Annotated in this window: 16 protein-coding genes; 10 read left to right on the plus strand and 6 right to left on the minus strand. The window is 49.0% G+C overall.

What is annotated here, in order from left to right; all coding sequences use genetic code 11:
• The first annotated feature begins 2 nt into the window (after positions 1-2).
• The gene (locus tag LPQ35_RS09340) at positions 3-1217 is read left to right on the plus strand and encodes an NAD(P)/FAD-dependent oxidoreductase (protein WP_346297728.1); all 1215 of its coding nucleotides are present in this window, start codon (positions 3-5) and stop codon (positions 1215-1217) included.
• Here LPQ35_RS09340 and LPQ35_RS09345 read toward each other — a convergent pair.
• Positions 1189-2121 (minus strand): DUF1152 domain-containing protein, encoded by a 933-nt coding sequence (locus tag LPQ35_RS09345; RefSeq protein ID WP_346297631.1) that lies wholly within the window; start codon positions 2119-2121, stop codon positions 1189-1191. The two genes, LPQ35_RS09340 and LPQ35_RS09345, sit on opposite strands and share 29 nt — an antisense overlap.
• A gap of 71 nt (positions 2122-2192) precedes the next feature.
• On the opposite strand from LPQ35_RS09345, the gene LPQ35_RS09350 reads away from it, so the two are divergent.
• Positions 2193-2672 carry a gamma carbonic anhydrase family protein gene (locus tag LPQ35_RS09350; protein WP_193807479.1) on the plus strand — a complete coding sequence of 160 codons (480 nt, stop codon included), beginning with the start codon at positions 2193-2195 and terminating at the stop codon, positions 2670-2672.
• Positions 2673-2843: 171 nt separating this feature from the next.
• Positions 2844-3275 (plus strand): Hsp20 family protein, encoded by a 432-nt coding sequence (locus tag LPQ35_RS09355; RefSeq protein WP_193807478.1) that lies wholly within the window; start codon positions 2844-2846, stop codon positions 3273-3275.
• Positions 3276-3283: 8 nt separating this feature from the next.
• Here the strand turns inward: LPQ35_RS09355 and LPQ35_RS09360 are convergent, their stop codons facing one another.
• From LPQ35_RS09360 to acs, 3 genes are all read right to left on the minus strand, one after another.
• Positions 3284-4348: a GTPase gene (locus tag LPQ35_RS09360; RefSeq protein WP_193807477.1), complete on the minus strand. Its 1065-nt coding sequence runs from the start codon at positions 4346-4348 to the stop codon at positions 3284-3286.
• A gap of 73 nt (positions 4349-4421) precedes the next feature.
• Complete coding sequence (locus tag LPQ35_RS09365; RefSeq protein WP_193807476.1) at positions 4422-5681, minus strand: homoaconitate hydratase family protein; 1260 nt, start codon at positions 5679-5681, stop codon at positions 4422-4424.
• Positions 5682-5713: 32 nt separating this feature from the next.
• Complete coding sequence (acs, locus tag LPQ35_RS09370) at positions 5714-7609, minus strand: acetate--CoA ligase (protein WP_193807561.1); 1896 nt, start codon at positions 7607-7609, stop codon at positions 5714-5716.
• Positions 7610-7782: 173 nt separating this feature from the next.
• On the opposite strand from acs, the gene LPQ35_RS09375 reads away from it, so the two are divergent.
• Both LPQ35_RS09375 and LPQ35_RS09380 read left to right on the plus strand, forming a co-directional pair.
• Positions 7783-8040 carry a glutaredoxin domain-containing protein gene (locus LPQ35_RS09375; protein ID WP_193807475.1) on the plus strand — a complete coding sequence of 86 codons (258 nt, stop codon included), beginning with the start codon at positions 7783-7785 and terminating at the stop codon, positions 8038-8040.
• Positions 8030-8377 carry a ferredoxin-thioredoxin reductase catalytic domain-containing protein gene (locus tag LPQ35_RS09380; protein WP_346297632.1) on the plus strand — a complete coding sequence of 116 codons (348 nt, stop codon included), beginning with the start codon at positions 8030-8032 and terminating at the stop codon, positions 8375-8377. Before LPQ35_RS09375 ends, LPQ35_RS09380 begins: the two co-directional genes overlap by 11 nt.
• Here the strand turns inward: LPQ35_RS09380 and LPQ35_RS09385 are convergent.
• Together LPQ35_RS09385 and LPQ35_RS09390 are read right to left on the minus strand one after the other, a co-directional pair.
• Positions 8354-8860: a hypothetical protein gene (locus LPQ35_RS09385; protein ID WP_193807473.1), complete on the minus strand. Its 507-nt coding sequence runs from the start codon at positions 8858-8860 to the stop codon at positions 8354-8356. The genes LPQ35_RS09380 and LPQ35_RS09385 overlap by 24 nt on opposite strands.
• A gap of 50 nt (positions 8861-8910) precedes the next feature.
• Positions 8911-10302, minus strand: coding sequence for an aspartate kinase (locus LPQ35_RS09390; RefSeq protein ID WP_193807471.1), 1392 nt, complete (start codon positions 10300-10302; stop codon positions 8911-8913).
• A gap of 311 nt (positions 10303-10613) precedes the next feature.
• Here LPQ35_RS09390 and LPQ35_RS09395 point away from each other — a divergent pair, with 311 nt between their 5' ends.
• From LPQ35_RS09395 to LPQ35_RS09415, 5 genes are all read left to right on the plus strand, one after another.
• Positions 10614-11990: a B12-binding domain-containing radical SAM protein gene (locus LPQ35_RS09395; RefSeq protein WP_193807469.1), complete on the plus strand. Its 1377-nt coding sequence runs from the start codon at positions 10614-10616 to the stop codon at positions 11988-11990.
• A 66-nt stretch (positions 11991-12056) separates the two neighbouring features.
• The gene (rpoE, locus tag LPQ35_RS09400) at positions 12057-12623 is read left to right on the plus strand and encodes a DNA-directed RNA polymerase (RefSeq protein ID WP_193807467.1); all 567 of its coding nucleotides are present in this window, start codon (positions 12057-12059) and stop codon (positions 12621-12623) included.
• Positions 12623-12811, plus strand: coding sequence for a transcription elongation factor subunit Spt4 (gene spt4, locus LPQ35_RS09405; RefSeq protein ID WP_193807559.1), 189 nt, complete (start codon positions 12623-12625; stop codon positions 12809-12811). The genes rpoE and spt4 overlap by 1 nt, the downstream gene beginning before the upstream one ends.
• Before the next feature lies 1 nt (position 12812).
• A complete protein-coding gene (locus LPQ35_RS09410) occupies positions 12813-13379 on the plus strand; it encodes a DUF359 domain-containing protein (protein ID WP_193807465.1) in 567 nt (188 codons plus the stop codon).
• Positions 13380-13679: a 30S ribosomal protein S24e gene (locus tag LPQ35_RS09415; RefSeq protein ID WP_048091538.1), complete on the plus strand. Its 300-nt coding sequence runs from the start codon at positions 13380-13382 to the stop codon at positions 13677-13679.
• Positions 13680-13681 lie beyond the last annotated feature (2 nt).

Genomic DNA, 13681 nt, shown 5'->3' on the forward strand with positions numbered 1-13681 from the left:
AAGTGGCTGTAATCGGAGCTGGGCTTGCCGGGCTGAATGCTGGCAGAATCCTTTCAGAGTATGCTGATGTTGATGTTTACGAAAGCTCGGCGAAGGGAGGACTTGCAGGATCGTTCTGCACTGAGGATTACTGCATAGAGGTGTTTTATCATCACTTCTTCAGGCAGGACAGCTATCTGATCGATCTGCTGGGCGAGCTGAAGCTCAGAAGCAGGATTGTGTGGAACACTTCAAGGGTCGGGCAGGCTTTCAGAGGGAAAATTTACCCCCTCAACACACCTCTCGAGATTCTCAGATATCCCGGAATGAGCCTGCTGGATAAAATCAGGCTCGCAAAATTTACGGTTTCCGCAAAGAAAAAGAAATACGAGCTTTTTGACAATACCGGCGTTATCGATGGTCTGAAAAAGGATGCGGGGGACAGGCTCATCGAGAGGTTTTTCCTCCCCCTGCTGAAATCCAAGTTCGGTAATAACTACAGTGATGTCAGCTACGCATGGCTCCTCGCCCGGGTAACTCTCAGAAGTAACAGAAAGCTAAGCGGGGAGGAGCTGGGGTATCTGAAGGGGGGATTTCACCAACTGATCGACAGGTTATCTGATGGACTTGAAATCGTTGGCGAGAGGGCGAAAGTGAAAAAGAACGGGCAGTGGAACGTCAACGGTGTTGACTACGATGCTGTTGTTTTCACGGCACCACTCCCTGAGCTTGGAGAGCTCGGGAGGAGGATGGGCATTCAGGATGTCAGGTACCAGAGCAGCATCTGTCTCCTGATTTCAATGGACTCCCCGTTCACGGACGATCTTTACTGGATCAACTATGATGCAGAACCGTTTGGCGCGACAATAGAGCACACGAACTTCATGCCCCTTGAGGATTACGGCGAGCACCTGATGTATGTTGCATCATACACGACCCCTGATAGGGTTCATTCCCTTACCGACAGCGAGATTTTCAGACTTTACCTCTCTGCTCTCAGAAAGTACGGGCTGGACGAAAACTCGATAAAGTGGTGGAAGGTTTTCAGAGCCAGATTCAGTGGTCCAGTTTATGAGAAAAACTTCAGGAACAAGATAACACCCTACAGGGCAGCGGAAGGATTTTACATAGCAGGAATGACTTCCGATACGAACTATCCGGAAAGGAGCATGAATGGCAGCCTTCTTGCGGGCAAAAAAGCGGCCGAGATCATTCTGAGGGATTTTTCGCTGCTGTAACTCTGTCCATTTCCTCCATTTCCTTTTCCAGGTCGTACTCGGTTTTTATGCCCATCCTGTTGAGTATCTCGTTTGCCTCCACTATGCTCTCTGTGCTGTAAATTGCTCTGGCCATGGGGCTTCGCATGTAAACCTCCTTCAGGTTTAGATAGAATATCAGTGAATTGAGGATTGAGATTTCAAGCTCAAGCTCTCCCCAGAAGTTGTATTTTCCGAAATATCCATTTCTTGCGATTGCCGGAATTTTTGAGGCCTCGCTCTCAACGTTCTTGAGGAACTCGATAATCTCGTTGCTCACATCCACAATGCTTACGCCATACACGGCACTGTGTAGATCTGAGAGGTATGCTTCAAGCTCCCTTTTGCTCAGCTCGCCGTCGCTTCCGAATCCCACAACGGCGAGGATGGAGTTCAGGTCGGAAAGGGCTGAAAGCATAACCGAATCCGCGAGAGGGCTCGTAAGGCCTCGTTCGTTTCCCCTTGCAAGGGAGTCTCCTCCCGCATCAACTCCAAAAACGATGTCGATTCCGCTGGCATTGATAAATTCCTGCAGATCATTCCTCAGGGTAACGACACCCTCCGTGATGCTGACTGCAAGCACCCGTTCCTTCAGAAAGTCTGCGACCTGGGAGACGATGGGCGTTATGCTGCCAAGCCTTTCACTGCCCGAAACATATCCGAGCGTTCTGGATATCCTCTTGACCCCTTCTATCTCATCCAGACTCCTTGGACCGACTTTTCTGTCTCTTCTGTATCTCTCCCACACGACTCCGCCGCAGATGCACTCCACTCCGAATTTTTCGAGGAAGTTCTTCACGTAAATCGTGCTTATGACGTCCCCTCCCCCACCTATGCCTATCAGAAGAGCTTTTTCAGCTTTCATCGCGATGTCAATTATCTTCACAGCTTAAGCTGATGAGGTGAGAACATATTATTTTCGAAAAAATCATATTTGATGATGATGCACCGATTTCCATGAAAGTTGGAAACGGTGTATTCATCGCAGAAACTGCTGTCGTCAGAGGTGACGTGGAGATCGGAGACGATTCGAGCATCTGGTTCAATGCTGTTGTCAGGGGAGATGTTGATTACATAACAATAGGTAGCGAGACAAACATCCAGGACAATGTCGTGGTTCATGTGGATGAGGGCGAGCCGTGCGAAATCGGGAGCAGGGTTACGGTTGGCCACTCTGCCGTCGTTCATGCATGCAGGATAGCCGACAACGTTTTGATAGGCATGGGTGCGATTGTTCTGAATGGGGCGGAGGTTGGAGAATACACGATCGTCGGGGCAGGTTCTGTTCTTACCGGTAAGAGGTATCCGGAGCACTCTCTCATACTGGGGGTTCCCGGAAAGGTTGTTAGGGAGCTGACCGATTCAGAGCTTGAATTCATAGAGAGGAGCTGGAGGAACTACATACGGCTAAAGAACAGGTATCTTGGCGTAGAATGAAATTATCGACCAGACTCGATTAAAATTTTTGAAGCCATTGACAGTCTCGCTGCCCTTTTCTTCCTCCTCTCGTCCTGCTGGACCCCCCGTCTCCAATCCATGTTGAGAAAATTTTAAATATGTGATATACTAACTAAAAGTTAGGAAATACAAGTTAAGGAGGTGATGTGAATGAGAACATTCGACCCGTTTGACGAGGTAAGGCGGCTTCAGGAGAGGATGGTGAGGTTGCTCGACGAGTTTGACAGGTTTGCAGCCCCGGCAGCTGAGAAACTGATTGAGAGGCTTGGGATGCCGGTGGACGTGATAGATGAGGGAGACAAGTTCAGGATCGTGGCAGACCTTCCCGGTTTCGACAAGAACGACATCGAGATATACATCGAAGACGGCGACCTCGTCATAAAGGCAGTCAGAAAGGAAGAAAAAGAGGAGAAGGACAGAAACTTCCTCAGGAGGGAGAGGAGTTTTGGCGAGGTGTACAGGAGGATAAGTCTGCCTGCAGATGTTCAGGAGGACAGGATAAGGGCAAGATACAACAACGGTGTTCTTGAAATCGAGGTTCCAAAGACCCAGAGAGATAGGAAAATAATCAGGATTGAATAACCCTATTTTTATCTTGCATATACTGTTATCACGTCTCCGTCCTCAAGCTCGTGCTCCAGCCCGACCTTCTGCCCCTCGAATTTTACGCTCTTGCCCCACACTCTGGCGTACTTGAAGTTTTCGAGGAGATCTCTGTGGATTTTTCTGCAGACATCCTCGACCCTCGCACCCCTTCTGAGGATCATCGGCTCCTCTTCCACCTTTCCGCCGGGAGGTTTGAGGTAGACCCTTATGAAGTCCAGTTTGCGGTAAATTTCTTCTACAAGTTTATCAAGGTTTATCTTCTTCTCCGCAGAAACCGCTATGGCGTTTTCCGGGATTTCAGCATCCGGATACAGGTCTATCTTGTTAACCACCGTTATTGAGGGTATGTACGCCCTGTTTCCGAGAATGGCATCGATCAACCTGTCGATGGTTATGTCCTCTCTTATCAGGACCTCGCCATTGTGTATCTTGTATTCCCTGAGAATGCTCCTTATTGTCTGCTCGTCGATGGACAGATCTACGGTGGATTTTATGCTCAGCCCACCCGTGGCCCTCTTTTTTATAACAACATCAGGAGGTTTTTCATCGAGCCGTATACCTCCCTCGTAAAGCTCATTTTTCAGAACGTCTATATTTTCGAGGGTGAAAACGTCAACGACGATTATTATGATGTCCGCATTTCTGACCGCTGCAAGGATCTCTCTACCTCTGCCTCTCCCCCTGGACGCTCCTTCAATCAGTCCGGGAACGTCGACAATCTGGATCTTTGCGCCATTGTATTCGAGCATTCCCGGAACGGGTTTGAGGGTTGTGAAATCATAATCCCCAACCTCACTTTTCGCCCCCGTCAGGGCGTTGAGTATCGTGGACTTGCCCACTGAGGGGTAACCCACAAGAACGGCCGTAGCATCTCCTTCCTTTTTAATTGCGTATTGTTCCCCGCCAGTCTTCTTCCTCTGCTTCTCCGCTTCCTCTTTAAGCCTGGCGAGCTTGGCCTTCAGCCTGCCTATGTGATGCTCGGTGGCTTTGTTGTACGGTGTTTTCCGTATCTCCTCTTCAAGCCTCTTTATTTCCTGCTGAATGTCCATTGGATGGGAATGGTTACCTGCTTAATAAAAAGATACTGATTTCCGAAGTGAAACCAGATTAAGAAAATGGAAATTAGAGGTATTTTCTCGGGTCTGTTATCTTACCCTCGATGGCCGTTGCTGCAGCAGTTGCAGGGGATGCGAGGTAGATTTCGGCCTCCGGGTTACCCATTCTGCCCTTGAAGTTTCTGTTCTGTGTTGAGACGCACACCTCTCCATCGGCAAGAATGCCCATGTGTATCCCGACGCAGGGACCGCATCCCGGAGGAATCACCATTCCGCCCGCCTCGACAATCGTCTTCAGGTATCCTCTCTCGTCGGCCTGAAGGTATATCTCCCTGCTTGCCGGCCCAACGATCAGCCTCACGTTTTCGGAGACCTTCCTCCCCTCGAGCATTCTGGCCACGATCTCTATGTCGCTCAGCCTTCCGTTTGTGCATGTTCCCACAAACACCTGATCGACTGGAGTCCCCTCTACCTCGGAAACAGGAGCGACATTGTCCACGTTGTGGGGCTTTGAGACCACAGGCTCGAGATCTCCGGCATCGAAATACAGCTCTTTCTCGTATTCGGCATCGCTGTCGGGTTTGATCTCTCTGAACCTGTCTGCTCTGCCCCTTTCAGCCAGGAATCTCTTTGTTTCCTCGTCGCTCTTGAACAGTCCGGCCTTTGCCCCGCACTCAATTGCCATGTTGGCCATCGTCAGTCTGCCGTCGATGTACATGCTGTCGATAGTGTCTCCGTGGAACTCAAGAGCCTTGTACGTTGCGCCATCCACTCCAAGCTCTCCGATTATCGTGAGCATCAGATCCTTCGGATACACTCCCTCAGGCATTTTTCCATTCACTTCAACTCTGAAAGTTTCCGGGACCCTGAACCAGTTTTTACCGAGGGCAACTGCGATCGCAACGTCAGTTGACCCCATACCTGTTGAAAAAGCCCCAAGTGCGCCGTAGGTGCATGTGTGACTGTCTGCTCCCACAACAAGGTCACCCGGGTTCACGTATTTCTCGACCATTATCTGGTGGATTATTCCGTTTCCGGGTTTGCTGAAATCGGCACCGGCCTTCACTGCAAATTCACATATAAACTTGTGGTCATTGCTCAGCTCCTTTCTCGGCGAAGGTGCAGCGTGATCCACGAAGAAGTGGGTGATTTCAGCACCTTTGATGTTTTTCTCATCAATTCCCAGAGCCTGTATCTGCCTTATTGCGAGAGGAGCGGTACCATCCTGCAGAGCGATCTGATCAACTCTGGCTATGACGATGTCTCCTGCGTAAGCATCTTCACCGCTTTTCTCTGAGAAGATTTTTTCGGCAATGGTTTTGCCCATGCTTGACGAGGAAAAATAGGGTATTTAAAGGTTTACTGCTGAATAACAATCACACCCCTATCACTTGGCTTCAGCTTCGTGAGCTTCTCAACGGAATCGGGGTTGCTGACCACGGAGGAAACCTTCTTGTTGACGACAGCCTCGTAAATTGCCCTCCTGAGTATCTTTCCGCCTGCCCTCGGCAGTTCTGGGGTGAAAACTATCAGTGCGGGGTGTGCAATCTTTCCAATGTCTCTTTCGATTTTTTCCGTGATTTTTTCCGCCACCTCTTTGCCGGGATTGCTGGAAACGACGAAAAGCGCTATGGCGCTTCCCTTGACTCTATCTGGCAGACCAACCGCTGCGACTTCCCTGATATCCGGGATCTCCATGACTGCATGTTCAAGCTCGATCAGCGAAACTCTGTGGCCGCTTATGTTGATAACGTCGTCAACCCTACCGACAATCCAGATGTGTCCCTCATCATCCATGTATGCGGAATCCCCAGTGAAGTAAACCCTCTTTCCGTATTTGGTCCAGTAGAATTTTATGTAGCTTGATGTGTCGCCGTTTATTTCGAGCATAATCCCTGGAAATGGTTTTTTGATCACGAGATTCCCGATTTCGAAGGGTTTGACCTTTTTTCCACCATCGTCTATTATGTCCACCTCAATGCCCGGCAGGGCCTTTCCGACAGAAGCCGGTTTCATTGGAGTAAGGGCGGGTATCTGGGACAGGACATGTCCTCCTGTCTCGGTCTGCCACCACGTGTTGACGAGGGGGATCTTCTTCCTTCCAAGTTCGCCGTACAGCCAGCTCCAGGTTTCAGGGTCTATCGGCTCGCCGACCGAGCCTATCAACCTGAGCGAACTCAGGTCGTATCCGCTGATATCACACCCGTTGATCATCCTGGCGAGCGTGGGAACTGTGTAAAACACCGTAACGCCGTATTTTTCAATTATGTCGAAAATCCGGCAGATATCCGGATGGTCCGGGGCACCCTCATAGAGGAGGGTCGTGGCCCCAACAGCCAGGGGTCCGTAAACGCCGTAACTGTGGCCGGTAATCCATCCAAGGCTTGCGGTCGTCCATATTATGTCGTCAGGCTTGAGATCAAGAACCATTTTGGATGTTGCGTAAACGTGGACAAGGTATCCGCCTGTGGAGTGGACTATGCCCTTTGGTTCTGCGGTTGATCCGCTCGTGTACATTATGAAGAGCGGATGATTCGAATCGAGAACCTCGGGAGATGTGTTCTTTTTGCTCAGGAGGTCGTGATACCAGTGGTCCCTGTCCTCGACCATGCTGACCTCATTTTTCGCTCTTCTGACCACAATAACCTTTTTTATCTTTCCGTATTCGTCACATGCTTCGTCAGCCTTTTCCTTCAGGTTAATGAGCCTGCCCCGTCTGAAATATCCGTCTGCAGTTATTAAAAACTCGGCTCTGCTATCCTTGAGCCTGTATGCAGCGGATTTTGCGCTGAACCCCTCGAAGATGTATATGTGCGTCGCGCCTATTCTTGCACATGCGAGCATCGCTATGACCGCTTCCGCAAGATTTGGCAGGTACAACGCCACTTTCGACCCCTGCTTAACTCCAAGCTCTTTAAGAGCGGATGAAAGGGCATTGACCTCTCTGTAAAGCTGGTAATATGTGATAATCCTGCTTTCACCGTTCTCTCCTTCCCATATTATTGCGGCCTTGTTCTTCTTCTCGGCATGCCTGTCGACGCAGTTGTAACAGGCATTTATTTTTCCTCCAACAAAGAATCTGTAGAATGGTGCTCTGGAATCGTCCAGAAAGCTGTACCATGGTTCAAACCACTCAAGCTCTCTTGCAAAGTCCTCCCAGAACTCAATCCAGTTTTCAGAGGCACGTGAGTAGATTGCAGGGTCTCTGACGTTGGCACTCAGGACGAATTCCTTGGATGGATATATTCCTTTCATTTTTATCACTATTAATAATGGCTGAAATTTGTTTTTAAAAGTTGCTATTTTTGATAGATTCTGGTATCTTTCAGCATCGTCTGTTCTGTGCCTGCGTGTCTGAAACGGACGAATTCTGTATCACTGGTTTCGAGAATGGAAAAACTTATCTTGATCTTTTAACCTTTAATTTTATGCTGAGGGTTTATGCCCTGTCAACCTGTCCCTACTGCAAAAAGACTCTGAAGTTTCTCGAGGAGAACGGCATTGAGGCAGACGTGATATTCATCGACCTTCTTGACATGGAGAAAAAGGAAATGGCCATGAGAGAGGCCTACAGCTATGCTGGCATGTATGCCGTGCCGGTCGTGGTTTACGGGGATGTGGTGATTGCGGGCTTTGATGAGGAGAAGCTCGAAAAGCTCGTGGAGATGATGAAGAGTGAGTCCTGAGGAATATGTGCAGATGGCCGAAAGGGTCGTTCAGAGAAAGGGATGGAAACTGAACCCCGACGAAGAGCTTGTTCTCGAGCTGGTAAAAGGCCTGCTGGAAAACAGGAGGAGATACGGGAAGAGTTACTGTCCGTGCAGGGTTGTGGTTGGGAATGAGGAGATAGACAGGAAGATAATCTGCCCCTGTGTTTATGCCGGGCAGGACATATCCTGGCATGGAAGATGTTTCTGCGGGCTTTATGTGAGTCAGGAAGTTTACAGCGGTGCAGAGGAAATGCCTGCAGTAATACCGGACAGACACGCAGAAGAGCTGCTAAAGTTCCTCGCAGATAAATGAATATGTGCACCACTGGCAGTACGATGTGTCCCTGTAGTATCTCCCGGAATGCAGGTAGTTGAAGAACTCAATGCTTTCACGAAATAGCCTGTCGCTGTAATTCACCTCGTATTTCCTGAATTTCTCTCCATTGTATTCCACTAAGAACCCTTTCTTTCTTCCGGACATTGCGAGGTAGAGGTTCAGCTGCCCGATCCAGTTTTTTGTGGGCTTTCTGAATGCCCTCACACTCTTAACCTCGTAAACCTCGCTGTGGGTTATGAAATCTGCCCTCCCGTATATGGTGTAGTATTTCGTCCTGTAGTTCAGAGGTTTTTGCTTTCTGTAAGGTGTTCTGAGGCTCTTCAGCATTCTTTCAAATTCAATTTCAGCTTTTCGTCCCCTTTCGATAGCCTCGGCCTCAATCCTGCTGTATTCAGGATACTTTCCCGCCAGGTATATCTGGAAGGGACATCTGAATACCCATGATGCGGGATATTTCACATGCTGACTCAGCTGAAAAAGATAAATAATTGTTTTCCGTGGTGCGAAAGTTATTTTCTTGCAAGCCCGAATTCGTCATGGAGTATCTTTACCGCCCTCTTCCCGTCTTCCTGAGTGACCGCAAAGCTGACGTTGAATTCGCTGCAGCTCTGGCTGATCATGATCACATTTATCCTGCTTTTCCCGAGAGCCGAGAAAATTCTTCCTGCAACACCTGGAGTGCCTGCCATTCCCGCCCCCACGGCACTTATTACCGCAATGTTTTCTATCTTTGATACGCTGCTTATGCCGTTCACGAGGTCACCGAGAGCCTTTATCGCCCTGTCTATGTCCGCTTCATCAACGACTATCGACAGGTTCAGCTCTGAAGAACTCTGGGACACCATTATGACGTTAACTCGCTCTTCCGACAGCCTTTTGAAGACGTCAGCCATAACATCGGCAAAATCGAAACCGGCACCGCTTATGTTCACGACCCCAACCTTCTCGATAAGGCTGAGGGCCTTTACTATGTCCTTCGTCGATGATACTCTCTCCTTGATCACAGTCCCCTCGGCATCTGGATTAAAGGTGTTCTTTATCCTCACGGGAATCCTCTTCTTCATCACCGGCTCAAGTGCCCTCGGATGGAGGATTTTTGCTCCGAAGTGGGACAGTTCCATTGCCTCCTGATAGCTGATCTCAGGGATGAGCCTCGCCTCCGGCACTATCTTTGGATCGGTGGTCATGACTCCGTCAACTTCCTTCCACAGCCATACCTCGTCGGCGTTCAGCGCAGCGGCTATGAGCGTGGCCGAAAGGTCACTCCCACCCCTTCCGAGGGTCGTGATTGTGCCGTGCTTGGTTACACCTATGAACCCCGTGACGACAGGTATCGTCTTTTTGATCGTGAGAAGTGGCTCTATACGGCTCTTTATCGTTCCATATGTGTCTGGCAGGGGCTTCCCTCTTCCGTAGTTATCGTCGGTGATTATCCCCGCATCACCGCCCTCCAGCGAGAGGGAATCCACGCCTGTAGAGAGGAGCGAAGCTGAGAGAATCGGGGCGGTGAGCCTCTCCCCGAAAGACAGGATATAATCAAGACTTCTCGGAGTAAGCTCTCCCAGGTAGTTTATACCGAGCAGAACCTTTTCAAGCTCGTCTAGAAGTTTGTCAATTCTTGAAAGGACTTTAGATTTGATTTCTTCATTTTTGACGGCCTCATTTACGGCATCGTAGTGCTTTTTCGTCATCTCCGCTATGAAGAGCTTTATAAATCCGGGTGATGGGTCGTTACAGCATTTTTTGGCAGCATGCAGCAGGGAATCTGTAACACCGTACATTGCAGATGTGACAACAACTATCTCGTTACCTCTGGCGAATTTTTTAACGAGATTAGCACAATGGAGTATGTTTTTCCCATCCTTTACGCTTGCACCGCCGAACTTCATTACGATTCTCATCTGGCTGAATCAATGGAGATGAGTTTATAATATTTTATATTTTATCGAGAATGTGAATAACAAAGTATTTATTGGTTCTTCGGGTCTTACATTACAATGAGATCCATCTGGTGCTGGAAGTATAAACACATGATTCCCGATCAGTTATGCAACGGTCTGCTGTGCGGTTGCCATATTATGAACGGTGGGATATGTTTCCCTGAGAACGCCTGATCTCTGTTTTCAACCCGTATTTTTCTTCATCCCTTTCCACAGAAAACTTTAAGGCTGTTAAATTTGTTCAGTATATTGTAATCATTCGGGTGGAATTTATGATAACACTCATAAATCCATCGTCTGACGTCGAAACCAGAAAAATCCGGTTCTCAACACCACCTCTCGGTCTTGCCTATCTTGCATCGAGTTTGAGGGAAGCAGGATTCAGGGTGGGTATTATCGACAACATGGTGGAGAACCTCGGCTTTGAGGAACTTGTCGGGAGACTCGGGAATTCACTTATTGTGGGGATAACCTCCACAACCCCTACGTTCAAATCTGCACTTAGGTATGCAGAGGTTATAAAGAAGGCCATACCCGAAGCATTCGTCATTCTCGGAGGAGTTCATGCCTCGTTTATGCCGGTGAAAGCCCTCAAGAGCGGGAATGTTGATGCCGTGTGCGTCGGGGAAGGGGAGAAAACAATGGTTGAGGTTGCAGAGAGAATTGAAAAGTCCAAAAGTCTCGAGGGAGTGAGGGGCCTTTATTACCGGGAGGGATCGAGAATCGTTTTCTGGGGGGAGAGACCGTTCAGCGAAAACCTGGATGAAATCCCGTTTCCGGCGTATGACCTGCTTCCGATGGACAGGTATTCTGTTGTTGGGATGAAGCTTGAGCATTTCCCGGTTGTAACCTCGAGAGGGTGTCCCTTCGGATGCATATACTGCGCGACCTCCGCGTTTATGGGCACCAGGTTCAGGAATAAAAGTGCCCGGTATGTTCTCGACGAGCTGGAATGGCTGGGCGAGAAGTTTGGAGCGAGGAACATCGCAATCAGCGATGATACGTTCACTCTCAACAGGAAGAGGGTTCAGGAAATCTGCAGGGGCATAAGAGAGCGTGGACTGGACATAAACTGGAGCTGTTCGTCCAGAGTGGACACGGTGAACAGGGAGATTCTTGAGGAAATGCGAAAATCGGGGTGTGATCTGATCTATTACGGCGTTGAGTCTGCTAACGAGAACGTTCTGAGGTTTTACAGAAAGAAGATCGACATGTCCAAGGTAAAGAGGGCGGTGGATGTGACGAAAAAGGCAGGGATAGCTGTTGTGGCGTCGTTCATTCTGGGAGCGCCCATGGAAACCCGGGAAGACTGCATGAGGACGATAAACTATGCCATAAAGCTCAATCCGGATTATGCCCAGTTCTCCCTCCTCACGCCCTATCCCGGAACCGAACTCTACGATATGGCGGAAAAGAGCGGATGGATCCTGACGAAGGACTTCGACAGGTATACTGCTGCAAAACCGGTTTTAAAGAATTTTCACCTCTCTCCGGATGAGCTGAAGAACCTTCTGAGCTATGCATACCGCAGGTTCTACCTGAGGCCGTCGTACCTGATAAGGAAGGTTCTTGAGGGCAACGCGAGTGTCGCCCTGAGCTTCGTCAGGACTGCACTGAGGAATATTTTAAAACACCAGCGAGTGGGTTGAGAATTGTCGAGGGGATTAAATTTATATGCTTAAGCTGAAATTGGGAAACAGATTCTGGTGATGCTCATGTATGCAAGGATAAAGGTTAGGGATACCGTTAGAGTTCCCCCTTCAAAGCTCGGAGAGAACATTGAGGATGTAATCAACGAACTCCTATGGGAGAACTTTGAGGGCAGGCTTGACAAGGAATACGGTATAATCGTGGGAATTGAGGATCTCGAAGAGGTCGGAGAGGGCAGGATAATTGCGGGAGACGGTGGAGTTTACTTCGATGTGGTTTTCACGGCAATCACCTTCAAACCAGTAATGCAGGAGGTTGTTGAGGGCGTGGTTAACGAGATTGTTGAATTCGGAGCATTCATTTCATTGGGTCCCATGGACGCTCTCCTGCACATGAGCCAGATTACCGATGAATACCTGAATTTTGACGAGAAGAACAAAAGACTGGTGTCGAGGGAGTCAAAGAAAACGCTTGAAGAGGGCGATGTGGTGAGAGCAAGAATAGTGGCTCTCTCGCTTAAGGAAAAGGAGCCTGAAAAGAGCAAGATTGGTCTGACTATGAGGCAGCCATGGCTTGGGGCGCTCAAGTGGATTAACGATGAGAAGAAAAAGCTCCAGGAGAGTGGTGAGTGATGGTTGAATACGCATGCAAGAAGTGCAGGTACATAACCGAAGACCCGACCCTCTGCAAGGTCTGCGGCAGCAGAGACTTCTCGAAGGACTGGCACGGCTTTGTGGTTGTCGTGGATCCGGAGAGGAGTGAAATTGCAAAGAAGCTCGGAGTAAAGTATGCGGGAAAATATGCCCTCATAGTGAGCTGAAATGCTGAGAATTACTGAAGAGCACAGAAAGATCCTCTCCGTTCCAAGAGGAAAGCTCTACACCGGCAGGGGTCCTGAGCTGGTAAGGGAAATCCAGGAAATTAAAGATGCTCACTTCTTTGCCGCAATAGGTGATCTTGTAACTCTTTTCTCATTTCAGGCCGGATTTCTGCCTGATCTGGCAGTGGTGGACTTCAAAACCGAGAGAAAGGAGCTTGAAGATGCTATAACTACCGAGATTATTGATTTCATGCGGAAGGAGGGCTACGAAATTCTGGAGGTGACGAACCCCCAGGGACACATAAGCGAGGAGCTTGTCGAGGCTCTGAAACATGGGGTTGAGAGGAGAAGGACGTGCATAATTGTTGATGGGGAAGAGGATATGGCTGCTTTGCCGCTGTCCGTACTCCTCCCCGAGAACAGTGTGATCATCTACGGTGTCCCGTCTAAGGGTATAGCGGCGTATGTTGTGAGCGGTGAGGATAAAATTCTAATATCAAAGATGGTTGAAGAGATGGAAGAAGTTGGAAATGACAGGGTTAAGAAAATGCTGCTGGAGGTGAGATGAATGGAGCTCGTTATCGAAAAGCAGAGGAACAATCCTTTGCTTAAGAGAAAGGAAGTGTATTTCAGGGTGAAGTATGAGGATACGAAGGTTACTCCCTCGAGGAAGGAGGTAAGGGAGAAACTCTCAGGTTTGCTCAACGCGAACCTCGACAGCCTCATTGTGAGATGGATGAAGCCTGAGTTCGGGAAGATGGAGGCGGAAGGCTACGCCCTGATTTACGAATCGCCAGATGACATGAAGGCGATTGAGGAGGATTACATTCTGAAGAGGAATTTTGGTGAGCCTGAGGAGGGTGAATGAGG

It is taken from the genome of Geoglobus acetivorans, assembly GCF_039641995.1.
Taxonomy (GTDB): Archaea; Halobacteriota; Archaeoglobi; order Archaeoglobales; family Archaeoglobaceae; genus Geoglobus; species Geoglobus acetivorans.